The sequence below is a fragment of the Stenotrophomonas sp. HMSC10F06 genome (assembly GCF_001807865.1).
Lineage (GTDB): Bacteria > Pseudomonadota > Gammaproteobacteria > Xanthomonadales > Xanthomonadaceae > Stenotrophomonas > Stenotrophomonas bentonitica_A.
Genome location: NZ_KV791261.1, coordinates 61,666 through 87,437, shown reverse-complemented (window position 1 = coordinate 87,437; position 25,772 = coordinate 61,666). Strand labels below are relative to the sequence as shown.

The 25,772-nt window shown below is 66.1% G+C and carries 24 protein-coding genes and 1 tRNA gene; 12 read left to right on the top strand and 13 right to left on the bottom strand.

Annotated elements, in window-relative coordinates; all coding sequences use genetic code 11:
- Nucleotides 1–9: 9 nt before the first annotated feature.
- The 3 genes from HMPREF3113_RS05250 to sucC all read right to left on the bottom strand — a co-directional run bounded on the left by HMPREF3113_RS05250 (nt 10) and on the right by sucC (nt 4,047).
- Entirely contained in the window at nt 10–1,644 is a 1,635-nt protein-coding gene (locus HMPREF3113_RS05250; protein WP_019183944.1) for an NAD+ synthase, read from the bottom strand.
- Nucleotides 1,645–1,980: 336 nt separating this feature from the next.
- A complete protein-coding gene (sucD, locus tag HMPREF3113_RS05245; RefSeq protein ID WP_019183943.1) occupies nt 1,981–2,856 on the bottom strand; it encodes a succinate--CoA ligase subunit alpha in 876 nt (291 codons plus the stop codon).
- Between the two features lie 21 nt (nt 2,857–2,877).
- A complete protein-coding gene (sucC, locus tag HMPREF3113_RS05240) occupies nt 2,878–4,047 on the bottom strand; it encodes an ADP-forming succinate--CoA ligase subunit beta (RefSeq protein WP_019183942.1) in 1,170 nt (389 codons plus the stop codon).
- Between the two features lie 333 nt (nt 4,048–4,380).
- On the opposite strand from sucC, the gene HMPREF3113_RS05235 reads away from it, so the two are divergent.
- Nucleotides 4,381–5,994: a sensor histidine kinase gene (locus HMPREF3113_RS05235; RefSeq protein WP_070425791.1), complete on the top strand. Its 1,614-nt coding sequence runs from the start codon at nt 4,381–4,383 to the stop codon at nt 5,992–5,994.
- 70 nt (nt 5,995–6,064) lie between these two features.
- A complete protein-coding gene (locus tag HMPREF3113_RS05230) occupies nt 6,065–7,450 on the top strand; it encodes a sigma-54-dependent transcriptional regulator (protein WP_046273839.1) in 1,386 nt (461 codons plus the stop codon).
- 92 nt (nt 7,451–7,542) lie between these two features.
- On the opposite strand, the gene pilB is transcribed toward HMPREF3113_RS05230, so the two are convergent.
- Both pilB and HMPREF3113_RS19090 read right to left on the bottom strand, forming a co-directional pair.
- Nucleotides 7,543–9,273, bottom strand: a complete 1,731-nt coding sequence (gene pilB / locus HMPREF3113_RS05225) for a type IV-A pilus assembly ATPase PilB (protein ID WP_070471226.1) — start codon at nt 9,271–9,273, stop codon at nt 7,543–7,545.
- A gap of 134 nt (nt 9,274–9,407) precedes the next feature.
- Nucleotides 9,408–9,797, bottom strand: a complete 390-nt coding sequence (locus HMPREF3113_RS19090) for a pilin (protein ID WP_070471224.1) — start codon at nt 9,795–9,797, stop codon at nt 9,408–9,410.
- A 361-nt stretch (nt 9,798–10,158) separates the two neighbouring features.
- On the opposite strand from HMPREF3113_RS19090, the gene HMPREF3113_RS05215 reads away from it, so the two are divergent.
- The 3 genes from HMPREF3113_RS05215 to coaE are packed head-to-tail and all read left to right on the top strand — an operon-like array spanning nt 10,159 to nt 12,909.
- The gene (locus tag HMPREF3113_RS05215) at nt 10,159–11,418 is read left to right on the top strand and encodes a type II secretion system F family protein (RefSeq protein ID WP_070471406.1); all 1,260 of its coding nucleotides are present in this window, start codon (nt 10,159–10,161) and stop codon (nt 11,416–11,418) included.
- A gap of 7 nt (nt 11,419–11,425) precedes the next feature.
- Nucleotides 11,426–12,289, top strand: coding sequence for a prepilin peptidase (locus HMPREF3113_RS05210; RefSeq protein ID WP_046273837.1), 864 nt, complete (start codon nt 11,426–11,428; stop codon nt 12,287–12,289).
- 8 nt (nt 12,290–12,297) lie between these two features.
- Nucleotides 12,298–12,909 (top strand): dephospho-CoA kinase, encoded by a 612-nt coding sequence (gene coaE / locus HMPREF3113_RS05205; RefSeq protein ID WP_070471223.1) that lies wholly within the window; start codon nt 12,298–12,300, stop codon nt 12,907–12,909.
- Between the two features lie 58 nt (nt 12,910–12,967).
- On the opposite strand, the gene HMPREF3113_RS05200 is transcribed toward coaE, so the two are convergent.
- The 7 genes from HMPREF3113_RS05200 to HMPREF3113_RS05170 all read right to left on the bottom strand — a co-directional run bounded on the left by HMPREF3113_RS05200 (nt 12,968) and on the right by HMPREF3113_RS05170 (nt 19,619).
- Entirely contained in the window at nt 12,968–14,290 is a 1,323-nt protein-coding gene (locus tag HMPREF3113_RS05200) for a sensor histidine kinase (RefSeq protein ID WP_026069894.1), read from the bottom strand.
- Between the two features lie 4 nt (nt 14,291–14,294).
- A complete protein-coding gene (locus HMPREF3113_RS05195) occupies nt 14,295–14,972 on the bottom strand; it encodes a response regulator transcription factor (protein WP_019183933.1) in 678 nt (225 codons plus the stop codon).
- A 153-nt stretch (nt 14,973–15,125) separates the two neighbouring features.
- Nucleotides 15,126–15,614, bottom strand: coding sequence for a hypothetical protein (locus HMPREF3113_RS05190; protein WP_254427764.1), 489 nt, complete (start codon nt 15,612–15,614; stop codon nt 15,126–15,128).
- Between the two features lie 250 nt (nt 15,615–15,864).
- Entirely contained in the window at nt 15,865–16,758 is an 894-nt protein-coding gene (gene rimK, locus HMPREF3113_RS05185; protein ID WP_019183931.1) for a 30S ribosomal protein S6--L-glutamate ligase, read from the bottom strand.
- A gap of 146 nt (nt 16,759–16,904) precedes the next feature.
- Nucleotides 16,905–17,300 carry a YybH family protein gene (locus HMPREF3113_RS05180; RefSeq protein WP_070471221.1) on the bottom strand — a complete coding sequence of 132 codons (396 nt, stop codon included), beginning with the start codon at nt 17,298–17,300 and terminating at the stop codon, nt 16,905–16,907.
- 291 nt (nt 17,301–17,591) lie between these two features.
- A tRNA-Gly gene (locus tag HMPREF3113_RS05175) sits at nt 17,592–17,665 on the bottom strand.
- 124 nt (nt 17,666–17,789) lie between these two features.
- Nucleotides 17,790–19,619: an autotransporter domain-containing esterase gene (locus tag HMPREF3113_RS05170; protein ID WP_070471219.1), complete on the bottom strand. Its 1,830-nt coding sequence runs from the start codon at nt 19,617–19,619 to the stop codon at nt 17,790–17,792.
- A gap of 206 nt (nt 19,620–19,825) precedes the next feature.
- Between HMPREF3113_RS05170 and thiS the strand changes: the two genes are divergently transcribed.
- Genes thiS through HMPREF3113_RS05150 form a run of 4 tightly spaced genes read left to right on the top strand, consistent with a single transcriptional unit; the run spans nt 19,826 to nt 23,465 of the window.
- Nucleotides 19,826–20,026, top strand: coding sequence for a sulfur carrier protein ThiS (gene thiS, locus HMPREF3113_RS05165; RefSeq protein ID WP_070471217.1), 201 nt, complete (start codon nt 19,826–19,828; stop codon nt 20,024–20,026).
- 38 nt (nt 20,027–20,064) lie between these two features.
- Nucleotides 20,065–20,859 carry a thiazole synthase gene (locus HMPREF3113_RS05160; RefSeq protein WP_070471215.1) on the top strand — a complete coding sequence of 265 codons (795 nt, stop codon included), beginning with the start codon at nt 20,065–20,067 and terminating at the stop codon, nt 20,857–20,859.
- Nucleotides 20,859–21,593 (top strand): tRNA (guanosine(46)-N7)-methyltransferase TrmB, encoded by a 735-nt coding sequence (trmB, locus tag HMPREF3113_RS05155; RefSeq protein ID WP_070471213.1) that lies wholly within the window; start codon nt 20,859–20,861, stop codon nt 21,591–21,593. The genes HMPREF3113_RS05160 and trmB overlap by 1 nt, the downstream gene beginning before the upstream one ends.
- Nucleotides 21,594–21,617: 24 nt before the next feature.
- Complete coding sequence (locus tag HMPREF3113_RS05150; RefSeq protein ID WP_019183925.1) at nt 21,618–23,465, top strand: SLC13 family permease; 1,848 nt, start codon at nt 21,618–21,620, stop codon at nt 23,463–23,465.
- A 196-nt stretch (nt 23,466–23,661) separates the two neighbouring features.
- Here the strand turns inward: HMPREF3113_RS05150 and HMPREF3113_RS05145 are convergent, their stop codons facing one another.
- Complete coding sequence (locus HMPREF3113_RS05145; RefSeq protein ID WP_070471402.1) at nt 23,662–24,009, bottom strand: Rieske (2Fe-2S) protein; 348 nt, start codon at nt 24,007–24,009, stop codon at nt 23,662–23,664.
- 180 nt (nt 24,010–24,189) lie between these two features.
- Between HMPREF3113_RS05145 and HMPREF3113_RS05140 the strand changes: the two genes are divergently transcribed.
- From HMPREF3113_RS05140 to mscL, 3 genes are all read left to right on the top strand, one after another.
- Nucleotides 24,190–24,465: a hypothetical protein gene (locus HMPREF3113_RS05140; protein WP_019183923.1), complete on the top strand. Its 276-nt coding sequence runs from the start codon at nt 24,190–24,192 to the stop codon at nt 24,463–24,465.
- 108 nt (nt 24,466–24,573) lie between these two features.
- Nucleotides 24,574–25,281 (top strand): fumarylacetoacetate hydrolase family protein, encoded by a 708-nt coding sequence (locus HMPREF3113_RS05135; protein ID WP_019183922.1) that lies wholly within the window; start codon nt 24,574–24,576, stop codon nt 25,279–25,281.
- A gap of 58 nt (nt 25,282–25,339) precedes the next feature.
- Nucleotides 25,340–25,753, top strand: a complete 414-nt coding sequence (gene mscL / locus HMPREF3113_RS05130) for a large-conductance mechanosensitive channel protein MscL (RefSeq protein WP_070471211.1) — start codon at nt 25,340–25,342, stop codon at nt 25,751–25,753.
- Nucleotides 25,754–25,772: the final 19 nt, after the last annotated feature.

The following is a 25,772-nucleotide window of genomic DNA, read 5'->3' as shown; positions in this document are numbered from 1 at the left end:
CCAGGCAGCTCAGCCCTTGTACCCGTTACTGATCGGGTACCGCCGCTCACGCCCGAACGCCCGGCGCGAGACCTTCGGCCCCGGGGCTGCCTGGTGGCGCTTCCACTCGCTGGTGCGCACCAGGCGCAGCACACGGTCCACCACCTCGGCGGCGTAGCCGGCGGCCACGATCTCCTCGCGTGACTGCTCCTGGTCCACGTAGCGGTACAGGATGCCGTCCAGCACGTCATAGGCCGGCAGCGAATCCTGGTCGGTCTGGTTGGCGCGCAGCTCGGCCGAGGGCGGGCGGGAAATCACCGCCGGTGGGATCACCGGCGCACCGCCTACGGTGTTGCGCCACTTGGACAGGCCGAACACCTCGGTCTTGTACAGGTCCTTGAGCGGCGCATAGCCACCGCACATGTCGCCGTAGATGGTGGCGTAGCCGACCGCATACTCGCTCTTGTTGCCGGTGGTCAGCAGCAGCCCGCCGAACTTGTTGGACAGCGCCATCAGGATCACGCCGCGGCTGCGCGACTGCAGGTTCTCTTCGGTCACATCCGCCGCCTGCCCCTCGAACATCGGGCCCAGCGCGGCCATCAGGCCTTCGAACACCGGCTCGATCGAGACCGCTTCCAGCGTCACGCCCAGCGCGCGGCACTGTTCGGCCGCCAGGTCGTTGGACATATCCGCCGTGTAGCGCGACGGCAGCCGCACCGCGGTGACGTTGGCCGCGCCCAGCGCGTCCACCGCCATCGCCAGCACCAGCGCCGAATCGATGCCGCCGGACAGGCCCAGCCAGACCTTCTTGAAGCCGTTCTTGCGGCAGTAATCCTGGATACCGCGGGTCACCGCACGCCAGGCCAGCGCGTCCATGCTCTCGTCGCCATCGTCGATCCACTCGCGCGGCAGGAAGCGGCGCGCACCCGCGTCGTAATCCACGACCAGCCACTGGTCGGTGAAGGCCGCGGCGGCCGGGTGCACCGTGCCATCCCCATCGGCGACCACCGAGGCGCCATCGAACACCAGCGCGTCCTGGCCGCCCACCACGTTGAGGTAGGCGATCGCGGCCCCGCTCTCACGGGTACGCTCGGCCAGCAGCGCGTCGCGCTGGGCGTGCTTGCCGCGCTCATACGGGGAGGCATTGGGCACGACCACCAGCTGTGCGCCGGCGCGGACGGTATCGGCCAGTGGTTCGGCGAACCACAGGTCCTCGCAGACCAGTACACCGACCGGCACGCCCTTCAGTTCGAACACGCAGCTGCCGCCGTCCGGATCGACATCGAAATAGCGGCGCTCATCGAACACCGCGTAGTTGGGCAGCTCGCGCTTGCGGTAAGTGTGCTCGACCTTGCCGTCGCGCAGCACGCTGGCCGCGTTGTAGACCACCGCGCCGGCTGCCTGGGGCCAACCGACCACGGCCGCGATCCCCGTGGTGGCCGCCGCGATGCGCTCCAGCGCCTGCTGGCAGTCGTACAGGAAGCCCGGGCGCAGCAGCAGATCCTCCGGCGGGTAGCCACTGATCGCCAGCTCGGGGAACACCACCAGCTCGGCACCGTACTCATCGCGCGCCTCGGCGATCATCGCGATGATGTTGTCGGTGTTCTGCGCCACCGCGCCAACCGGGAAATCGAACTGCGCCAGGGCAATGCGGAGCGACGTCATGGGGTTCCAGCCTGTAGGTGTACTGCGCTCATTGTAGTGCCGGCCGCTGGCCGGCAACCACGCATTCGGCGGCAGCACGATGCGGCGCCGGCCAGCGGCCGGGACTACGTGGTGTGCGTACCGAACAACCGTGGGGACCTATCGTCACGGTGTCGCCTTGAACGCAGAAAGGCCGCCCGGAGGCGGCCTTTCTGGTTGGTGCAGCCGACCAACGGTCGGCTCTACCGGTAGCTGACCAACGGTCAGCTCTACGGGCAGCTGACCAACGGTCAGCTCTACCGGCGGCTGACCAACGGTCAGCTCTACCCACGAGTCGGCCGCGGTGCGGCCGGCGTTTTATTTCACCAGCTTGGCGATGGCAGCGCCCAGGTCGCCCGGCGAACGGACGGTCACGACGCCAGCAGCTTCCATGGCAGCAAACTTGCCTTCGGCAGTGCCCTTGCCGCCCGATGCGATCGCACCGGCGTGGCCCATGCGCTTGCCGGCCGGAGCCGAGGCGCCCGCGATGAAACCGACGACCGGCTTCTTCACGTGGTTCTTGATGTACTCGGCACCGGCTTCTTCAGCGTCACCGCCGATTTCGCCGACCATGATGATGCCTTCGGTCTGCGGATCTTCGTTGAACAGCTTCAGGCAGTCGACGAAGTTCAGGCCGTTGATCGGGTCACCACCGATGCCGATGCAGGTGGACTGGCCCAGGCCGACTTCGGTGGTCTGCTTGACCGCTTCATAGGTCAGGGTGCCCGAACGCGACACGATGCCGATCTTGCCCGGCTGGTGGATGTGGCCCGGCATGATGCCGATCTTGCACTCACCCGGGGTGATGACGCCCGGGCAGTTCGGCCCGATCAGCACGGTGTCCGGATGCGAACGGGTCAGCACGTTCTTGACGCGCAGCATGTCCAGCACCGGGATGCCTTCGGTGATGCACACGATGACCTGGATGCCGGCAGCCGCCGCTTCCAGGATCGCATCAGCCGCGTACGGCGGCGGCACGTAGATGACCGAGGCATTGGCGCCGGTGCTCTGCACGGCGTCGGCAACGGTGTTGAAGACCGGCAGGTCGATGTGGGTGGTGCCGCCCTTGCCGGGGGTCACGCCGCCAACAACCTGGGTGCCGTACTCGATCATCTGAGTGGCGTGGAAGGTGCCCTGCTGGCCGGTGAAGCCCTGCACGATCACCTTGGTGTTCTTGTTAATCAAAACAGACATGGGAATTCCTTGGTGTCGGGATCAGGCGGCGTTCTTGACAGCTTCAACGATCTTCTTGGCGCCATCGTTGATGTTGTCAGCCGGGATGATGGCCATGCCGCTGTCGCGCAGCAGCTGCTTGCCTTCTTCCACGTTGGTGCCTTCCAGGCGCACCACGACCGGAACCTTGACGCCCACTTCCTTCACGGCCGCGATGATGCCTTCGGCAATCATGTCGCAGCGGACGATGCCGCCGAAAATGTTGACGAAGATGCCTTCGACCTTGTCCGAGGACAGGATCAGCTTGAAGGCTTCAATGACACGCTGCTTGTTCGCACCGCCGCCCACGTCCAGGAAGTTCGCCGGCTCGCCGCCGTTGAGCTTGATGACGTCCATGGTGGCCATGGCCAGGCCGGCGCCGTTGACCATGCAGCCGATGTTGCCGTCCATGGTGACGTAGTTGATGTCCAGCTCCGAAGCGATCACTTCGGTCGGATCTTCCTGGGTCTTGTCGCGCATGGCGACCAGGGCCTTCTGGCGGAACGCGGCGTTGTCGTCGCTGTCGAACTTGCCGTCCAGCGCGTACAGGTTGCCGTCGTCCAGGATGGCCAGCGGGTTGATTTCAACCAGGGCCAGGTCCTTTTCGTTGAACAGGCGGTACAGGTTCACCATGATGTTGGCGAACTGGCCGGCCTGCTTGGCGGTCAGGCCCAGCTTGAAGCCGAAATCACGGCCGTGGTAACCCTGCACGCCTTCAACGAAATCAACGTTGAGCGAGTGGATCAGCTCGGGGGTTTCAGCGGCGACCTGCTCGATCTCCACGCCGCCTTCCGAAGAAGCGATGTAGGTGATGGTCTTGGTGCCACGGTCAACCAGCACCGACAGGTACAGTTCCTTGACGATCTCGCCAGCGGTGGTCACCAGCACCAGGTTGACCGGCAGTTCAACGCCGGCGGTCTGGTAGGTGGCCATCTTGGTGCCGAGCATCTTGGCCGCAGCGGCCTTCACGTCGTCGGTGGTCTTGCAGAACTTGACGCCGCCAGCCTTGCCGCGGCCGCCAGCGTGGATCTGCGCCTTGACCATCCAGGGGCCCTGGCCCAGGGCGTTGGCAGCGTCAACCGCTTCGTCCGGGGTAGCCGCGACCTTGCCGGCCGGAACGGGAATGCCGTACTCGGCAAGCAGCTGTTTTGACTGGTATTCGTGGAAATTCATGCGTCACCGTGGGAATAGGAACGACCGCACGCATCTCCAAGGCTCCCTCACGGGGGCGCCGGTAAGGACCGCGGCGGGCCCACTATTGTGGACGACCCGGCGCGCAGGCGCAAAGAAGCCAGTGGCAAGACACCGGCCAGGCACCGTTTTCAGCGCAATTTCAGACAGTTGCGGCAGGTGCCGGAAACAGCCACCCGGGTCGCCCGCGGCACGCCCGCGCAGCCTGCAGGCACCCGCACGCGGTCCGGCCTTCACACACCCCACCCCGGCCACTGGCCCCCAAACCCGGCCGGACCCCCTACACTGCCCCCATGCCAGAAGGGGAGTTCCGGCGTGTCACCCAGTGCTTCATTGATCGACCGCATCGAATCGATACCGCGGCGCGAGCTGTATTTCTTCGCGCTGTACCGCCTGCTGATGGCCACCGTCATCGGCGCGCTGCTGTTCAGCCCGCTGAGCGGCCTGGTGGGAACCGCCGACCACCCCCGGCTGGCCACGTTCGTGGCCAGCGGCTATCTGGCGGTGGCGGTGCTGGTGCTGCTGTTCGGCCGCAACGAGCGCTGGCTGCGCACCATCGTGGTGTGGAGCGTGGCCGCCGACATCATCGCCGCCACCCTGCTCGCCCATGCCCTGCCCGGGGCCAGCGCGGGCATCTCGATGTCGTTGCTGTTCAATATCGCCGCCGCCGCGACGCTGCTCCCATTGAGCATGGGGCTGGGCCTGGCCGCGGCCGCCAGTGCCGCCACCGCCGGCGAGTATCTCTGGAAACAGATCGAAGGCGGCGACCCGACCCGCACGCTGGCCGAACTGGCCATGTTCGTCACCAGCTACCTGGCCATCGCCTTCATCAGTTACCAGGTCGGCAACCGCGCCCGCATGAACCAGCAACTGGCCAACCAGCGCGGCGATGAAGTGGCCAACCTGTTCCAGATCAACGAACTGATCATCCGCCGCATGCGCACCGGCGTGATCGTGGTGGACGGGGCCAACCGCATCACGCTGGCCAACGAAGCGGCCTCCACCCTGCTTGGCGATGCCGACGGCAACAGTGGCAGCGGCCGGCTGGAACTGGGCAGTGCCGCGCCCGAGCTGAGCCGCCGGCTGCTGCGCTGGCGCAATGGCTGGACCAATGAAGAGATGCCCCTGCAGCTCTCGCCGGACCAACCCGAAGTGCAGCCACGCTTCGCCCGCCTGCTGGCCGGCAGCGACCTCACCCTGGTGTTCCTGGATGACTCGACCGTGGTCTCGCGGCGTGCCGAGTCCTTGACGCTCTCGGCGATGGGACGCTTCTCGGCCAGCCTGGCCCATGAGATCCGCAACCCGCTGGCAGCGATCAACTACGCCGCGCAGCTGCTGGAAGAATCCACCGATATCGGCGACACCGACCGCCGCCTGCTGCAGATCATCAACCAGCAATGCCAGCGCACCAACGGCATCGTCGAAAGCGTGCTCGGACTGGCGCGGCGCGAACGCGCCAACCCGGAGAACGTGGACCTGGCCGCGTTCGTGCGCCGCTTCGTACTGGAGTACAAGCAGGGCCTGTCGCTGGAAACCGACAGCGTGGAACCGATCATCAGCGAGACCTCGGTGCACGCGCTGGTCGACCCGCGCCACCTGCACCAGATCCTCACCGTGCTGGTCCACAACGCGCTCAAATACGGCCGCGTGGCCGATGAGCCGGCCCGCGTGCGGCTGCGCGTGGCGCGCCAGGAGCGCACCGCCATCATCGATGTGATGGACCGTGGCCCGGGCATTCCCGAGACGGTCGCCAGCCAGTTGTTCCGTCCCTTCTTCACCACCTCCGAGCACGGCACCGGGCTGGGCCTGTATATCGCCCGCGAGCTGTGCCGCGCCAACCAGGCACGGCTGGAGTACGTCTCGGTGCCTGCCGGTGGCGCCTGTTTCCGGCTCGTGCTGGCCGGCCCGCACACGATGATGGCCGGATGAGCGGCGCATACCCGGTCGCCTCCGTCAAACATTTGTCGCCAATGACCGCCCTCGGCTATCTTCCTTCCTTATGAATGACACCCGCAGCGCCCTCGTCGTCGATGACGAGCGTGACATCCGCGAACTGCTGGTACTGACCCTGGGCCGCATGGGCCTGCGCATCAGCACCGCGGCCAACCTCGCCGAAGCCCGTGAACTGCTGGCCAGCAACCCGTACGACCTGTGCATCACCGACATGCGCCTGCCCGACGGCAACGGCATCGAGCTGGTCACCGAGATCGCGCAGCACTACCCGCGCACGCCGGTGGCGATGATCACCGCCTTCGGCAGCATGGACCTGGCGGTGGAAGCCCTGAAGGCCGGCGCCTTCGATTTCGTCAGCAAGCCGGTCGACATCTCGGTGCTGCGCGGCCTGGTCAAGCACGCGCTGGAACTCAACAACACCGAGCGCCCCGCCCCCGCACCGCTCGCGCCGGAACAGGCCGCACGCCTGCTCGGCGACTCACCCTCAATGGATGTGCTGCGCGCCACCATCGGCAAGGTCGCGCGCAGCCAGGCGCCGGTCTACATCCTTGGCGAATCCGGCGTCGGCAAGGAACTGGTCGCGCGCACGATCCACGCGCAGAGCGCCCGTGCGCCCGGCGCCTTCGTGCCGGTCAACTGCGGCGCCATTCCGTCGGAACTGATGGAGAGCGAATTCTTCGGCCACAAGAAAGGCAGCTTCAGCGGCGCGCATGCCGACAAACCCGGCCTGTTCCAGGCGGCGCATGGCGGCACCCTGTTCCTGGATGAAGTGGCCGAACTGCCGCTGCAGATGCAGGTCAAGCTGCTGCGCGCGATCCAGGAGAAATCGATCCGTCCGGTCGGCGCCGCCACCGAGGTGCCGGTCGACGTGCGCATCCTCTCGGCCACGCACAAGGACCTGGGCGAACTGGTCGAAGATGGGCGCTTCCGCCACGACCTGTATTACCGCATCAACGTGATCGAACTGCGCGTGCCGCCACTGCGCGAACGCCGCAGCGACCTGCCCGCACTCGCCGCCTCGATCCTGGCCCGGCTGGCCCGGACCCACGGCCGCCCGACCCCGCTGCTGGCGCCCTCGGCGCTGGACGCCCTGGCCCAGTACCACTTCCCCGGCAACGTGCGCGAGCTGGAGAACATCCTCGAGCGTGCCCTGGCGCTTGCCGAGGAAGACCGCATCGGTGCCAGCGACCTGCGCCTGCCCCAGCACGCGCCGCGCTTCGGGGCCGGCAGCGCGCCCGCCACCCAGGAAGAAGCCGTGGTCGACCTGCCGGCCGGCAACGGCGCCCTGCCCTCCTATATCGAACAGATGGAGCGCACCGCGATCCAGAAGGCGCTGGAAGAAAACCGCTGGAACAAGACGCGTACCGCAGCCCAGCTGGGCATCACCTTCCGCGCGCTGCGCTACAAACTGAAAAAGCTCGGCATGGAGTAGCGCCACCCCATGGGTGGCGACCCAGCATCCGCCAGCCCAGAACCAGAAAGGCCCGCTTGCGCGGGCCTTTCCGTATCAGCCAACCGCGCTGATCAATCCTTGGTGACCCGGTTGATCTCCGCCAGACCCGTCACCCCGGCGGCGGCCTTGGCCAACGCGGACTGGCGCAGATCGTTCACCCCGGCCTGCTGCGCGGCCTCGGCGATCTGCAGCGCATTGCCACCGGCCAGCACGATCGTGGAGATCTCGTCGGTCATCGGCATCACCTGGTAGATACCGGTACGGCCCTTGTAGCCTTCGGTGCACTCATCGCAGCCGACCGGCTCGAACAGCTTGATGCCCGCGTCCAGCTGGGCCTGGGTGAAGCCCTCGGCCAGCAGCGCGTTGGCCGGCAGCTCCACCGGGCGCTTGCAGTGGTTGCACAGCCGGCGCGCCAGGCGCTGGGCGATCACCAGGGTCACCGAGCTGGTGATGTTGTACGGCGCGATGCCCATGTTCATCAGGCGCGCGATGGTCTGCGGGGCATCGTTGGTATGCAGCGTGGATAGCACCATGTGGCCCGTCTGCGCCGCCTTGATCGCAATCTCGGCCGTTTCCAGGTCGCGGATTTCGCCGACCATGATGATGTCCGGATCCTGGCGCAGGAACGAGCGCAGCGCCGCGGCGAACGTCATGCCGCGCTTGACGTTCTGCTGCACCTGGTTGACGCCGGGCAGGCGGATTTCCACCGGATCTTCGGCGGTGGAAATGTTGCGCGTCTCATCGTTGAGGATGCCCAGCGCGGTATACAGCGAAACGGTCTTGCCCGAGCCGGTCGGGCCGGTGACCAGCACCATGCCGTACGGCTTGTGGATCGCATCCAGGAACAGCTTCTGCTGCGCCGGCTCATACCCGAGCTTGTCGATGCCCAGTTTGGCAGCGCTGCCATCGAGGATACGCAGCACCACCTTCTCGCCGAACAGGGTCGGCAACGTACTGACGCGAAAGTCGATCTGGCGGGTCTTGGAGAGGTTGAGCTTGATGCGCCCATCCTGCGGCACGCGCTTCTCGGCGATATCCAGCTGCGCCATCACCTTCAGGCGCGCGGCGATGCGCTGGTTGAGCTTGACCGGGGCCTTGGCCACGTTCTTGAGCAGACCATCGATGCGCAGGCGCACGCGATAGTCGTCTTCGTAGGGTTCGAAATGGATATCCGAGGCGCCCTTGCGGATGGCGTCGATCAGGACCTTGTTGATGAATTTGACGACCGGGGTGTCATCGCCCTTGGCGTCGATCCCCGCATCGGTGGTACCGCCTTCTTCGTCGCCGGCCGAGACATCCAGGTCGCCCATGTCATCGTCGCCGCCGCCCAGCGCCGAGCCCAGGGTGTCCTGGGTGGTCTGCCACTGCTCCAGCGTGCGGCGGATCTGTTCCTCGTCCACCAGGATCGGCTCGACCACCAGGTTGGTGTGGAACTTGATCTCATCCAGCGAATGGGTCGGGTTGCTGGTGCCCACGAACAACCTGCCACCGCGCTTGAACAGCGGCAGCACGTGGTGCTTGCGCAGCAACTCCTCGCTCACCAGCTTCATGGCGTTGTGGCTGCTGTCGAACGCGGACACGTCCAGCAGCGGCATGCCGAACTCCAGCGCATTGGCGGCCGCCAGCTGTGCGGCGGTGACGAGCTTCTTCTCCGCGAACCACTGCGGCAGCGGCTGCCGGGCGGCAGTGGCGTCGGCCATGGCGGTGCGGGCGGCGGCTTCGTCCAGCGCGCCGTCCTGGACCAGGCGGCGGGCGATGCCGGTGATGCCGACGAGGTTGGCGGTGGCGGCGACAGTGTTCATGGGATGGGCTCGATCAGGTCGGATCTAGAGTAGCAACACAGCAACCTCGATGGTCGCAAATAAAAATGCCCGCGATTGCTCGCGGGCATTTCATAAAACGTAGGCACGGACAGTCGACAACTCAGCCCAAAGGGTCAGTCCTTCTTGGCCTCGCCTTCCAGGTCCGCGCAGTTCTTACCGTTGTAGACAGCAGATGCAGTGACCTTGCATTCCCAAGTGATGGGATCAACACCGGTGGCATCGAACTTAGGTGTCAGAGTTACGGTCGTCTTCGTGTCACTCGAAACGCCGGTCAGGACGCCTTCCTTGCAGATCGTTGCATTGACGTTAGTGCAAAGATCGCGCTCAGAGCTGTGGTTCTCGGCAACCTTGATCTTCTCACCAGCAACATTGCCGATGGCCTGGGTGACCTTCGACTTGGCAGTGTAGTTGCGGTACTGCGGCAGCGCGATGGCGGCCAGGATCGCGATGATCGCCACGACGATCATCAGTTCGATCAGGGTAAAGCCCTTCTGCTTCTTCATGTGTACATCCCCTAGAGATAGATAAGGTGTAGGGCACTGGGCCGTCGCCATGCCGGCAAGCCGGTTGAGCGGGGCGGGCGCCCTGTGCGGGTGGATCGAAGCAGGTTGCATGCCAACTGGACCAGCAATGCTCCCCAGCATTCCCCGGCGCAATGATGGCAGCAATCCTCCGGATTGGAACCCCCCGCGCAACAAATTGCGACGGACCCGGCAATGTGACCGGCTGCGTCACCTTCTGACCCACCCGGTCCGGCCCGCCCATCGCTTCGGGGCACCCCGAAGGACTGCCCAGCGCCAACGGAACCGGCTACCATGCCGCGAGATAGCCCGCCTGGGGATGGCGTGGCTGGGGAGCCAGAAAATGTCTGTCAGCCGTAGTGCGATCAAGAAAGAGCCCGTGGTCCGCAACACCATGGAGCTGCAACCGTTTGTCTGGGTGGGGACCGACAAACGCGGCGTCAAGATGAAAGGCGAGACGCCGGCCAAGAATGCGAACCTGCTGCGCGCCGAACTGCGCCGCCAGGGCATCACGCCCAACGTGGTCAAGCCCAAGCCCAAGCCCCTGTTCGGGGCGGCCGGCAGTGCGATCAGCACCAAGGATATCGCCTTCTTCAGCCGCCAGATGGCGATCATGATGAAGTCCGGCGTGCCGATCGTCAGCTCGCTGGAGATCATCGGCACGGGACATAAGAACCCACGCATGCGCAAGATGGTGGAGAGCATCCGCACCGATATCGAGGGCGGCTCCTCGCTGCACGAGGCGATCAGCAAGCACCCGGTGCAGTTCGACGAGCTCTATCGCAACCTGGTCCGGGCCGGCGAAGGCGCCGGTGTGCTGGAAACGGTGCTCGACACGGTGGCCAACTACAAAGAGAACATCGAGGCCCTGAAGGGCAAGATCAAGAAGGCGCTGTTCTACCCGACCATGGTCATCGCGGTGGCGCTGATCGTCAGCGCGGTCCTGCTGATCTTCGTGGTGCCGCAGTTCGAAGACGTGTTCAAGAGCTTCGGTGCGGACCTGCCCGCCTTCACCCAGCTGATCGTGGCTGCCTCGCGCTTCATGGTGGCGTGGTGGTGGTTGATCCTCTTCATCGTCATCGGCGCGGTCGTGGGGTTCTTCTTCGCCTACAAACGCTCGCCCTCCATGCAGCACGGCATGGACCGCTTCATCCTGAAGGTGCCGGTGATCGGCCAGATCATGCACAACAGCTCGATCGCCCGGTTCGCCCGGACCACGGCGGTGACCTTCAAGGCCGGCGTGCCGCTGGTGGAGGCGCTGGGCATCGTGGCCGGCGCCACCGGCAACAAGATCTACGAGGAGGCCGTGCTGCGCATGCGCGACGACGTGTCCGTCGGCTACCCGGTCAACATGGCCATGAAGCAGGTCAACATCTTCCCGCACATGGTGGTGCAGATGACCGCCATCGGCGAAGAGGCCGGCGCCCTGGACACGATGCTGTTCAAGGTGGCCGAGTACTTCGAGCAGGAGGTCAACAATGCGGTCGATGCCTTGAGCAGTCTGCTCGAACCGATGATCATGGTCTTCATCGGTGTGGTCGTCGGCGGTATGGTGGTCGGCATGTACCTGCCCATCTTCAAACTCGCCTCCGTGGTTGGATAATCAATAAATGGCATTTCTCGACCAGCATCCCGGCCTCGGCTACCCCGCCGCGGTCGGGCTGGGGCTGCTCCTTGGCAGCTTCCTCAACGTCGTCATCCTGCGCCTGCCCAAGCGGCTGGAGTGGGAGTGGAAGCGCGATGCGCGCGAAGTGCTGGAAGAGCCGGACATCTACGAGCCACCACCACCGGGCATCGTGGTGGAGCCCTCGCACTGCCCGCACTGCAAGCACAAGCTGTCCTGGTACGAGAACATCCCGCTGTTCAGCTGGCTGGTCCTGCGCGGCAAGTGTCGCCATTGCCATGCCCCGATCTCGATCCAGTACCCGCTGGTGGAGCTGCTGACCGCCGTGCTGGTGGCCGCCAGCGTCTGGCAGTTCGGGTTCGGCTGGCAGGGCTTCGGCGCGATCGTGCTGAGCTGCTTCCTGGTGGCGCTGTCGGGTATCGACCTGCGCACCCAGCTGTTACCGGACCAATTGACCCTGCCCCTGATGTGGCTGGGCCTGATCGCAGCCAGCGACAACCTGTACATGCCCGCCAAACCGGCCCTGCTGGGTGCCTTGGCGGGGTATCTGTCGCTGTGGTCGGTGTGGTGGCTGTTCAAGCAGCTCACCGGCAAGGAAGGCATGGGCCACGGCGATTTCAAGCTGCTGGCCGCGCTGGGCGCCTGGTGCGGGCTCAAGGGCATCCTGCCGATCATCCTGCTGTCGTCCATCGTGGGCGCGATCGTCGGCTCGATCTGGCTGTACTCGCGGGGCCGCGACCGGGCCACGCCGATCCCGTTCGGCCCCTACCTGGCCATTGCCGGCTGGATCGTCTTCATGTGGGGCGAGCCGTTGATCAACGGCTACCTGAGCTACGCCGGCCTGCGTTGAGGGCCGCGATGAGCCGCTTCGTGATCGGGCTGACCGGCGGCATTGCCGCCGGCAAGAGCGAGGTCAGCGGCCGCTTCGAGGCGCTGGGCATCACCGTGGCCGACGCCGACCTGGCCGCACGCGCGGTGGTGGCGCCGGGCAGCGAGGGGTTGGCGCGGATCGCCGCCCACTTCGGAGACACCATCCTGCAGGCCGATGGCCAGCTGGACCGTGCCGCGCTGCGAGCCCGCATCTTCGATTCCGCGCAGGCGCGCCAGGCGCTGGAGGCGATCACCCACCCGGCGATCCGCCAGCTGCTGCGCGAGAGCTGCGAGCAGGCCGAGGGACCGTACGCGATTGCCGCCATTCCCCTGCTCACCGAGGCCGGCGGCCGCCAGCAGTACCCCTGGCTGGACCGCATCCTGGTGGTGGACGTGCCGGTAGCCGTGCAGCACGCGCGGCTGATGCAGCGCGATGGCATCGATGCCGCGCTGGCCGATCGGATGATTGCCGCCCAGGCCAGCCGCGAGGCGCGCCTGGCGTTGGCCGACGACGTGGTGGTCAATGATGGGCACCCGGACCACCTGCAGGCGCATGTGGAGCGGCTGGATCGGGCTTATCGGGAGTTGGCGGCGCGGTAGAACTACAGGAGCCGGCCAACGTCGGTGGGGGAGCCGACCAACGGTCGGCTCTACCGTTTCAGGCGGGGGAGAAGGTCAGTGTGGCGATGACGCCGCGCCCGGCGCCCGGCCGCACGTTGACCTGCCAGCCGTAGAGATCGCACAGGCGGCTGACGATGGACAGGCCGATCCCCCCACCCTGCGAATGACCCGCATGCGTGCCGCGGTAGCCGCGCTGGAACAGCTTGGCGGCGTCTTCCTCGCTCAGGCCGGGGCCGCTGTCGATCACCTCGACCGCGTTGTTGCCCACCCGCACGCGCACCGCCCCTTCCTTCGAATACTTCACGGCATTGCCGATCAGGTTGCCCAACGCGACCGAGAGCGCCGATTCCGGTGCATCGATCACCAGGTCGTGGTTGCCTTCCAGGATCAGTTCGAGCGGCTTGCCGCCGAGCTGGGCGCGGTGAGAATCCAGCAGCTGCTCGGAGACCCGCGCGACATTGCTGCTGCCCTGCCCGCGCTCGTTGCGCGAGAGCAGCAGCAGCGCGCCAATCAGATCGGTACATTGCTGCTCGGCGCGCTGGATGCGCTGCAGGCGCTGCAGCACCTTGGGATCGAGATCCGGGCGGGTCAGCAGCAGCTCCGTAGCACCGCGGATCACGGCCAGCGGCGTGCGCAGCTCATGGCTGACGTCGGCGTTGAACTCGCGGTCGCGCTGCACTACTTCGGTCAGCCGCGCGGAGTAGTCATCCAGCGCTTGGGCCAGCTGGCCTACCTCATCGTCCGGGAAGCGCGGTGCCAGCGGTTCGGGCTCACTGGTGCCACCGCGATACGCACGCAGGCGGGCGGCCAGATCGGAGACCGGCTTCATCACCTTGGAGGCGGACCACCAGCCCAGCACCAGGGACAGGGCGCTGAACACCAGCACGGAGAAGAACAGCGCGCGCTTGAGCTGCTCCTCGCCGCGGATGCTCTCGGTCATGTCATAGGCGAGGAAGAACCATGCATCCGGCGCTTTGCGGACGGCCAGCTTGTAGGAGAACGGATCGTTGTGCTCGTCCACGCCGCTGAGCTTGTAGTTGCCTGTGGCAAACGCCGCCCACTCCGGCCGCTCTTCGCGCACGCGGTCGAACTTGTCGCTGGGATAGGCGAAAGCACGGATCTGCTGCACGGGGACGGCGGGATTGCGCCCCGGGCTCTCGTAGAACCGGCGCGCGAACTCATCGATGTTGCGGTTCATCACGTCTTCGACGAGCTGGTTCTCCACCCGGGCCCGCGCCCAGTTGGTGGCAAACGCAAACAGCGTGGTCAGGCAGAAGCCCAACAGCACGAACGAGACGATGATGCGGCTGCGCAGCCGCCGCCGATATGGCGCGCGGCGACGCTCCCCCTTCCCCGTCACCGGATCAGGCTTCCGGCGCGGCGATGCGGTATCCGATGCCATGGCGGGTCTGGATCATCGGGACTTCGAAGGGCTTGTCGACCACGGCGCGCAGGCCGTGGATATGCACGCGCAGGGAATCCGAATCCGGCAGCTCTTCGCCCCAGACGCGGGTTTCCAGTTCCTGGCGGGTGACGACGGCCGGGGAGGCCTCCATCAGCGCCTGCAGGATCTTCAGCGCGGTCGGGTTGAGCTGCAGCAGCTTGCCCTGGCGGCGCACTTCCAGCGTGTCCAGGTTGTATTCCAGATCGCCGGTTTCCAGCACGCGGGTCTGCACGCCCTTGCCGCGACGCGACAGGGCGTTCAGACGCACCTCGACTTCCTGCAGCGCGAACGGCTTGATCAGGTAGTCATCGGCGCCGGAGTCGAAGCCGGCCAGCTTGTTGTCCAGCGAATCGCGGGCCGTCAGCATCAGCACCGGGGTCTGCTTGCGCGCCTCGTTGCGGAGCTTGCGACAGACCTCGATCCCGTCCATGCCGGGCAGGTTGAGGTCCAGCACGATCGCGTCGAACTCATGGACGACCGCCAGGTGCAGGCCGGTGACGCCATCGGCGGCGAAGTCGACGGTGTGACCGCGGTCTTCGAGGTAATCGCCGAGGTTGGCGGCAATGTCGCTGTTGTCTTCGATGACGAGAATTCGCACTGGGACCTCTGATTCGTGGGGGTTCAACGGAAAGAACGGAGCCGCAGGGCAGCGATGGGAACGGGACTGCGCGACCTCACGCTGACCATACAGCGTCGATTCTTAACATTAGACACCGTCGAATGCTGGCGCAGCGTCAAAACACAGCGGTGATCACCTGTCATCTTTGGGTTCGGAAATCCGAAGCTCACGCTTCATCTGCCGGGCGTCTTCCGTCGCCTGGCGGCGCTGGGCCACCGTCATGCAGGTGCGCTGGGGGCGGTTGCTGCCGATCGGACGTTCGCTGCGGCAGACCATGCGACTGTCTTCCTTGGCGTTGGTCATCAAGGTATTGACCACTTCCTGGTCGTTGAAGACCTCTACTTTCTGCGGCGGGGTGAGCTGATCGAATCGCTCACGGCCCGCCATCCTGGTGCGGATACGGTCCAGAGCGGCCTGGACGCGGCTCTTGTCGGCCACGCTCAGCTCACTGTAATCCTCACTGTGCAGCGCGCGCTCGACCTTGGCCAGCTGCTCGGCAACCGGCGCATCGTCGGCAAGCGCCATCGCGGCCTCATCGGGGTTCGCCGGCGGCTTGGCATGGGCACCCAGCGAAAGACAGCCGAGCAGCGCGACAGCGATGATTCGATGCATCTGTGACATCTGCGACTTCCTTATCCACATGAATGAACACCAACTCTACGAGGATGCACTGGGCCCGACAAGTTACTCATGGCAGGGGCCGCAGGCCCTGCGCGGGCAGAAAAAGGCCCGGACAGACGAAGCTGGCCGGGCCTGAAGGTGTTTCCCGATTACCGATCCTGCTGAGGAGGGCAGAGCTGCGGTTCGACAGAGCCTACGCCGGGGTCGATTAAACCGATGTTAAGACCTCAAGCGGCATTGAAATACCCGGTCAACCCTTTGTATTTGAAGGCTTTTTCAACGAAGCGACGTGGTCGATGATGCGCCCGGCCAGGTCGGCCTGGCAGATCGCCTCGATCCCCTCCAGGCCGGGGGTGGAGTTGACCTCCAGCACCAGCGGGCCGCGGCTGGAGCGGATCAGATCCACGCCGGCCACGCCCAGCCCGAGCGCCTTGGCCGAGCGCACCGCCACCAGCTGCTCGGCCCGGCTGGCCTTGGCGGCGCGGGCGCTGCCGCCGGCATGCAGGTTGGAGCGGAAGTCTCCCTCCGGCGCCTGCCGTTGCATCGCCCCGACCACCTGGTCACCCACCACCAGGCAGCGCAGGTCGGCGCCCTGCGCCTCGCCGATGAACTCCTGCATCAGGAAGTTGGCGTAGAGCCCGCGCAGCGCCTCCACGATGCCGCGTGAGGCGCTGGCCTTCTCGGTCAGGATCACGCCGCGGCCCTGGGTGCCCTCGTTGAGCTTCACCACGTGCGGCGGCGGGCCGAGCATCGAGAGCAGATCGACGGTGTCGTCCGGGTTGTCGCCGAACACCGTGACCGGCATGTCGATGCCCTTGGAGGCCAGGATCTGGTGTGCGCGCAGCTTGTCGCGGGCACGCAGGATCGCGTCGGAGGGGTTGGGCGTACGGGCGCCCATCATCTCGAACTGGCGCAGCACGGCCGTCCCGTAGCGGGTGACCGAAGCTCCGATGCGCGGGATCACCGCGTCCACCCCGGTGATCGGCCGGCCCTTGTAATGCATGGTGAAACCATCCGCGGCGATGCGCATGTAACAGCGCAACGGATCGAGGATGCGCACGGTATGGCCCCGCGCACGGGCGGCCTCCACCAGGCGACGCGTGGAGTACAGCTTGCTGTTGCGGGACAGGATGGCGAGTTTCATCGCGGCGCAGGGGCTGGAAAGCGCGAAGCATAGCGCGTGGCGTGTAGGCCGCGATGACGGACCGCGCTCGCGATCCAGCTGCCCGCATCCGGCACTTTCCCGCTGTTAATGGGCTGAGTGCACGCCGCGAGACCGGGGCGCCGTCTTCAACTATCAAGCAGAGCAGTGCCGTACGAGTTGTCTACAGCGCAAAGCCAGTTGCCGTCCGGTTCCCGACGAAACACGTAGGTGGCCCGGCGAACCGTCGAGATCGGAGCGCCCTCTTCATCGGTGGTATCCAGCCAGGTTTCCATGACAACCAGCGCCGTTTCTCCGCCCTCAATCACTTCCATCTTGCCTTGGCGGACCTTCAGTGTGCCGTCGAAGTAAGAAGAGATTGCCTCGAATGCGCTTTTGATCTGGTCCTTGCCCCTGGCGTACATGCCCGGCTTCACCACCAGGGTGGCGTCATCTGTGTAGAACCGCATCAGGCCATCGAAGTCCTTCGCCGATATGGATCGGTCTGCGGCTTCGATAAGGGTCTTCAGGGGATGATCGGACATTCTTGACTCCAAAAATGGCCGCGGCGGAAAAACAAAACCCGCCTCGCGGCGGGTTGCGTTGTCTGAAACAAGACGCGCTCTACCCACCCTTATGGAGGGTGGCAATAATCAACGTGCGGGCGCGTACAAGTGGCATGCAGTGACCGTATCACTGGCGTCGAAAACTGGCAAACCCGCCAGCAAGCTCCAGCTGAAGGCCGGATCGAGACACAGGCCTGACCTGAGCACGAAAATTGCGGAGGGGATCGGAGGGTGCGGAGCGGCCTGAAACCCCATAAGCACTGGAGGATATGGAGCGGGTGAAGGGAATCGAACCCTCGTCAGTAGCTTGGGAAGCTACAGCTCTACCATTGAGCTACACCCGCACGGCGCGGCGTAAGTCTATTCGGGCGGGGCCCTCAAACGCAACGGGCGGCACTGGGCCGCCCGTTGTTTCACGCTTTCCGGCGCCGTGCGCGGCGCCCGCGAATGGGCACTGCGCACGTTGGATCAGAAGCTGCCGCCGAAGCTGGCGAACAGCGACACGTCACGTGCACGCTTCTGCATCGTGGTGGTGCTCATGCCGATGTTGCTGCTCAGGCCCCACAGGTTCAGGCGCGCGCCCAGCACGGCGGTGGCGTAGTTCTTGTCGAACTCCAGGCCCGGCACCTTGTACATGCCCACGTCCGGCATGGACTGCAGCCAGGCGCTGGCCTGCTTGGTGTCCTCGAACTCATGATCGTAGGTGACCTGCACATACGGCTTGACGTTGCCGCCGTCGAAGCGGGCCTGCCAGCCGACGCGGCCGACGGTGGAATCCGTGTCCTGGTCGCCATAGCCCAGCGCCGAGGCGCTCGGGTTGGACTCGGTGTAGCCGTCCAGCTTGACCTTCTGCCAGATCACCGCGGCGACCGGACCGTGGCGGAAGCCGCCCTCGGTGCCGAACTCGTAGCCGGCGTTCAACGCGGCGGTCAGGTTGCTGCCTTCCGGCGAGCCCTTGTGGATACGCGTGGCCGGGCCGAGCTGCAGCTTGCGGGTCACGTCGTAATCCAGCCAGCTGTAGCTGAGCTGGCCGTTGACCCAGGCGCGGTCGCCGTACCAGCCGGCGAACAGGCCCAGTGTGGTGTCGGACTGGGTGAAGTCACCCTTGTTGTTGCCGAAATCGGCGTCCATGCGGCCATAGCCGGCGAAGCCGCCGACAACCATGCCGTCACGCGCCCAATCCACACCGAACAGGCCGGCCGGGGCCATGCCGTCGTACAGATCGGCGTGGGCGTAGCGCTGCATGTCACCGCGCAGGTTGCCCCACCAGCTCAGGCCGTCGGCCGGACGGCCATCGACGTGCCAGCTGACCTGGTCGGCGCGCGAGCGGCCGATGGTCTGCGCCGAGTGGGTCAGGACCTGCTGGTTGCGCGGGGCCTCCAGGATCGACAGGGTGTACTGGCCCAGCATCTCGTGGGTGGCGGTGGTCGGGTGCACGCCGTCGGCGAACACGTAGCTGTTGGCAGCGTTCGGGGTGGCGTAGCTGGTCGGGTTGCAGGTCAGCGACGACGCCGTGGTGCAGGCCGGGCTGGTCACGTTGACGAAGCCGTACTGGCCCGGGTTGGCGACGATTTCCTGCAGGATGTGGAAGGTGTCGACCGGGATCACCTGCAGGCCGGCGGCTTTCAGGCCACCGAACAGGGCGTCGTTGTACGCCTTGGCCAGCGCGGTGCCGGCAGCCATGCCGGCCGGGCCACCGGCACGGGCGCCCGGGGTCAGGCCGACGTCCGGAATGGTCGGCACCACGATGTATTCGGCGCCAGCGCCCTTCAGGGTGCCGACGATGCCGACCTGGTCGCGCACCGCATTGGTCAGCGTGGAGACCAGCGGCGCGCCGGCCTGGATCGCGAACAGATCATTCGCGCCGCCCCACACGGTGTACAGCGCGTTCGGATCGGCCTTGCCGCCGTTGGCCGCCAGGTACTGCGCGGTCTGGGTCTTGAGCGAGTACACCGGGATGGCCGGGGTACCGGCAGCCAGCACCTGGCTGGTGTCCACGCCGACGCGGGCGCCGCCGATGGCGTAGTTGTCACCGTTCTGGCCGTTGCCGTGGGCCGCACCGTTGGTGCCGTAGTAGTTGGCCACGTGCTGGGCCCAGGTCCAGCCCGGGTTGGTGGTGAACTGGCCGGTCACCGGCTGCACCGAGGCGGGCAGCAGCGGACGGAAGTAGCCGGCATCGGTCAGGCTGTCGCCGATGAAGACGGTCTTGGTATACGGCGACTGCGCCATGGCCGGCGCTGCCGCCAGGGCAATGGCCACGGCCATGAGGGAACGGATCGGGCGTTTGCTGAGCAACATGGAAACTCCTTGCAGGTGGGGAAGACGGCGGGACGTACGCCGGCGCACGGTGCCATGTTTCCACTGCACCCGGCCCGCATCACGCTGCGCTGCGGCATGAACGCCCCAGCCCCGCCGCCCGGCCATCGTTGGCCTGGCGCTCGCGGCACTGTTGACGCGCGGCGCACAGGGTACGCACTGACGGGTGATTGAAGGACAATAGCGTCATGAACATCCAGCTCAACGGCGAGAACCGCCAGCTTCCGCACACCGCCACTGTCCACGACCTGCTGCGCAGCGAGGACCTGCTGGAGCGCCGCGTCGCGGTCGAAGTCAATGGCGAGATCGTCACCCGTAGCCAGCACGCCAGCCACTCCCTGCGCGAGGGCGACGTGGTCGAGATCGTGCATGCACTGGGCGGCGGCTGAGGCAGCATCGTGACGCGCGATAGGCGATAATTCGGGCCATGAATGCACCTGCCCCCACTGACTCGCTGGTGATCGCCGGCAAGACCTATGCTTCCCGCCTGCTCACCGGCACCGGCAAGTTCAAGGATCTGGAAGAAACCCGCCTGGCCACCGAGGCCGCGGGCGCCCGGATCGTCACCGTGGCGATCCGCCGCACCAACATCGGGCAGAACCCGGGCGAGCCGAACCTGCTCGACGTGCTGCCGCCGGACCGTTACACCATCCTGCCCAACACCGCCGGCTGCTACACCGCCGAGGACGCCGTGCGCACCTGCCGGCTGGCCCGCGAGCTGCTGGACGGCCACAACCTGACCAAGCTGGAAGTGCTGGGCGACCAGAAGAGCCTGTACCCGGATGTGGTGCAGACCCTCAAGGCGGCCGAGCAGCTGGTCAAGGATGGCTTCGAGGTGATGGTCTATACCTCCGATGATCCGATCCTGGCCAAGCGCCTGGAAGAGATCGGCTGCGCCGCGGTGATGCCGCTGGCCGCGCCGATCGGCTCGGGCCTGGGCATCCAGAACAAGTACAACCTGCTGCAGATCATCGAAGACGCCAAGGTGCCGATCATCGTCGATGCCGGCGTGGGCACGGCCTCCGATGCGGCGATCGCGATGGAGCTGGGCTGCGATGGCGTGCTGATGAACACCGCCATCGCCGGTGCACGCAACCCGGTGCTGATGGCCAGCGCGATGCGCAAGGCCGTGGAAGCTGGCCGCGAGGCTTTCCTGGCCGGCCGCATTCCGCGCAAGCGCTACGCCAGTGCGTCCTCGCCGATCGACGGGTTGATCGGCTGATGACCAATCCTTTCGACAGCGCCGGTGCCAAGGCACCGCCCAAGCCCTTCACCATCACCGAAGGCCGCCGCGAGGTCCGCAGTTTCGTGCTGCGCCAGGGCCGCTTCACCCCCGCCCAGCAGCGTGCGTTCGACGACCGCTGGCCGCGTTTCGGGCTGGACTTCACCGGTGAGCCGCGCGATCTGGATGCCACCTTCGGGCGCGATGCGCACAAGGTACTGGAGATCGGTTTCGGCAACGGCGCGGCGCTGCGTTTCGCCGCCCAGCAGGACCCGAGTCGCGATTACATCGGCCTGGAGGTCCACGCGCCCGGCGTCGGCCGCCTGCTCAACGCGCTGGCCGACGACAACGCCGACCACGTGCGCCTGTACCACCACGATGCCGTGGAAGTACTGGAAAAGGAAATCGCCGATGGCGCGCTGGATGAAGTGCGCATCTATTTCCCGGACCCGTGGCACAAGAAGCGCCACAACAAGCGCCGCCTGATCCAGCCCGGCTTTGCCGCGCTGCTGGTACGCAAGCTGCGCATCGGTGGCCGCCTGCACTGCGCCACGGATTGGGAAGACTATGCCGAGCAGATGTGGGAGGTGCTCGACGCCACCGCCGGGCTGACCAACCGGGCCGGCCCGCGTGGGCAGGTGGAGCGGCCGGAATGGCGCCCGCAGACCCATTTCGAAACCCGTGGCCAGAAGCTCGGCCATGGTGTGTGGGACCTGTTGTACGACCGCACCTGATCCGACTAGGAACCGCGCCACCCCATGGATACCGCGCTGACGCTGACTACCGACATGAAGCTCGTCCTGGGGCTGGTCGGCTTCACGATGGCGATGTTCCTGTTCGAGCGCATCCGCGCCGATGTGGTGGCGCTGGTGGTGCTGGTGGTGCTCGGCGTCACCGGCCTGATCGCCCCGGAAGAAATCTTCGGGGGCTTCTCCGGTAACGCGGTGATGAGCATCATCGCCACCACCATCCTCGGCGCGGGCCTGGACCGCACCGGGGCGTTGAACCGGTTGGCGGCGTGGCTGCTGCGGCGCGGGCATGGCGTGGAGACGCGCCTGCTGATGATGACCACCGCGATCGCCGGCTTGAACTCCTCGTTCATGCAGAACCCCTCGGTGATGGCGCTGTACCTGCCGGTCGCCTCGCGCCTGGCCGCGCGCACCGGGCTGACCCTGCAGCGCCTGCTGCTGCCGATCGCCGCGGCCATCGTGATGGGCGGCGCACTGACCATGGTCGGCAACTCGCCGCTGATCCTGCTCAACGACCTGCTGGCCTCGGCCAACAACAACCTGCCCTCCGGCCTGGCCACCATCGAACCGCTGCGCATGTTCGCGCCGCTGCCGATCGGCGTGGCGCTGCTGATCGCCTCGCTGCTGTACTTCCGCTACTTCGGCGACCGCAAGCTGGTCGAGGAAGAGACGCTGGCCAACGATGGCGTCACCCCGTCGCGCACGGAAAGCTACTTCGCCAAGACCTACGGCATCGAAGGCGATGTGTTCGAGCTGGTGGTCACTGCCGAAAGCCCGCTGGTCGGCATGACCCTGGGCGAAGCGGAGAACGTGCACGACGCGCCGCTGCTGCTGGCACTCAAGACCGGCAACGACACCCGCCTGGCGCCGCCGGCGGAGATGCGCATCTGGGTGGGCAGCGTGCTCGGCGTGATGGGCGCGCGCCAGCAGGTCAGCGATTTCGCGCAGAACCAGTTCCTGCGGATGTCCTCGCGGCTCAAGCACCTGGGCGATCTGTTCAACCCGAGCCGCGCCGGCATTTCCGAAGCGGTGGTGCCGCCGACCTCCGATGTGATCGGCAAGAGCGCCTCGGACCTGCGCCTGCGCAAGCAGCGCGGCATCAGCCTGCTGGCGATCAACCGCGACAAGCAGGTGATCCGCGAGGACGTGCGCAACGTGGCGCTGCGCGCCGGTGACATGCTGGTCTTCCACAGCATCTGGACCGACCTGGCGCAGGCGGCCAAGAGCCGCGACTTCGTGGTGGTCACCGACTACCCCAAGGGCGAGCAGCGCCCGCACAAGTTCAAGATCGCGATGAGCATTTTCGCCATCACCATCCTGATCGCGCTGACCTCCAAGCTGCCGGTGGCGCTGACCCTGATGACCGGCGTGGCCGGCATGCTGCTGACCGGCGTGCTGCGCATGGATGAGGCCTATGCCTCGATCAACTGGAAGACGGTGTTCATGATGGCCGGGCTGATTCCGCTCGGCTGGGCGATGGACAGCAGTGGCGCGGCGGCGTGGATCGCCGGCCACACCATCGACCGCCTGCCGACCGGCATCCCGGTCTGGGTGCTGGAGATCGCGCTGGCGTTGTTGACCACGATGTTCTCGCTGGTGATCAGCCATGTAGGCGCGACGATCGTGATGGTGCCCATCGCGGTGAACCTGGCGCTGGCGGCCGGGGGCAGCCCGACCGCGTTCGCGCTGATCGTGGCGTTGTCGGCCTCCAACAATCTGATGACGGCCTCCAACCCGGTGATTTCGATGATCACCGGCCCGGCCAATTACACCCCGCGCGAGCTGTGGCGCGTCGGCGCCCCGCTGTCGTTGATCTATACGGTGGTGGTGGTGCTGATGATCAACCTGATGTTCTAGGGAGTGCCGGCCGCTGGCCGGCTCTCGCAATGCACCGGGTAGTGCCGGCCGCTGGCCGGCTCCCGCAATGCACCGGGCAGTGCCGGCCGCTGGCCGGCTCCACGTAGCTTGGCCATCAAGCGCAGCCGGCCAGCGGCCGGCACTACCAGATGGTGGGTGGTCGGCCGTCAGATAATGAGTGGCCGGCCGTTCATCGTCATCTCAACCAGACCTGCCCATCGCGCACCTGCACGGGCACCGCGCGCAGGCGATCACCGCGGCACGGTCCGGCCACGCAGTCGCCGTTGTCCAGGGAGAACGAGGCCCCGTGTGCCGCGCAAACGAGGTGGCCTTCCCTGCTTTTCAGGAACTGACCCGGGGCCCAGTCCAGCCGGCGGCCGGCGTGCGGGCAGATGTTCAGCCACGCGCGCACCTGGTCGCCCTGGCGGTACAGCACCACCGATTCGCTGTCGCCCTCGATGCTGGCGTCGACCTCGGCAAAACCCCCGTCGGCAATGGCCTGCAGGGTGATCAGGGCGGTGGCGGTGGTCTCGGGCGGGGACATGGCATCCAGCAGCAGGCAACGGAAACCGTAGTGTCTCACGCGCTCATGTCACTGGCTCCCGGATGAATACAAGTCATTGATTTGCAATGTGTGCGGGGTACGTTTAACGCTTTTTTCACTCAGTCACAAAGGCCAGCACGGATACTCATCCACTGCTGACCTCAGCCAAAAAAGAGTGCCATGTACAGCCGCATCTTCCAGTTCAACCAGTTCCGCACCCTGTTCGCGCCGCGCAAGCCGCGCCACCCGCTGGTGCGCGTCGCGGTCGGTCTGTTGGGCCTGGCGATCCTGGCCGCGCTGGTGTTCGTTGGTGTATTCGTGGGCGCGGCGATGATCATCGCCGGCCTGGCATGGAAGCTGCTCGCCCAGCGCAAGAATGCGCGCACCGCTCCGTCGCAGGTCGTGGACGGTGAATACCGCGTGGTCCGCAAGCAGGCCTTGCCGATGTCGCGTTGATCGACGCGCTTCCCTCCTGATGACGGCCGCGCCCTGCGCGGCCGTTTCTGTTTGTGGGAGCAGGAAAACGCTCTAGACTGCGGCGAAACCTCTCCACAGGACGCGCGCATGACCGATGTAATCCCCACGCCCGAGCAGCCCCGCATTCCGGTCGCCGGCGGCGGTACTTTCCCGGTGCGCCGGATCTACTGTGTGGGCCGCAACTTCGCCGATCACGCGCGCGAAATGGGCGCGGCCGTGCCCGCCGCCGATGATCGCGGCCGCCCGATGTTCTTCAGCAAGCCGGCCGATGCGATCGTGGTCGGGCATGACGATGTGATCCCCTACCCGCTCGCCACCCAGGACCTGCACCACGAAGTGGAGCTGGTGGTGGCGATCGGCAAGGACGCGCCTGCCGGTGAACTGCCGGTCGACCAGGCCGAAGCGCTGGTGTTCGGTTACGGCGTCGGCCTGGACCTGACCCGCCGCGATCTGCAGGCGCAGGCCAAAGCCAAGGGCCACCCGTGGGACCCGGCCAAGGGCTTCGATCAGTCCGCCCCGGTGAGCGAGCTGGTGCCGGCCGGCGAAGTCGGCGATCTGGCCGCGCTCAACCTCTCGCTGGAGATCAATGGCGAAGTGCGCCAGCAGTCGCTGCTGGACCAGATGATCTGGAACGTGCCGGAAATCCTGCACGAGCTCTCCAAGCTGTGGGCGCTGCGCGCGGGCGATCTGGTCTTCATGGGGACGCCTTCGGGCGTGGCCGCGTTGAAGCCCGGCGACCGTTTCAGCGCACGTCTGGAAAACGTGGCCGAGCGCCACGGCATCATCGCCGGATGACAATGGCTGCGTTACGCTGCGGCGTCATTTGATTCCCCCACTACGACAGGAGAGCCCGATGGGTGTACTGACTGAGTTCAAAGAATTCGCCATGCGTGGCAACGTCATCGACCTGGCGGTCGGTGTGGTCATCGGTGCGGCGTTCGGCAAGATCGTCACCGCGCTGGTGGACAAGATCATCATGCCGCCGCTGGGCTGGGTGATCGGCCGCGTGGACTTCTCCGAACTGGCGTGGACCCTGGCCCCGGCGCGCATTGCGCCCGATGGCAAGGAGATCCCGGCGGTGGTGATCGGCTACGGCGACTTCCTCAATACCGTGGTGCAGTTCGTGATCGTGGCCTTTGCGATCTTCATGGTCGTGAAGTTCATCAACCGCCTGGCCCGCAAGAAGCAGGCCGAGCCGGCCGCCCCGGCGGCACCGAGCGAAGAAGTGCTGCTGCTGCGCGAGATCGCGACAACCCTCAAGCAGTAAGCCCCCCCCCGGTAGTGCC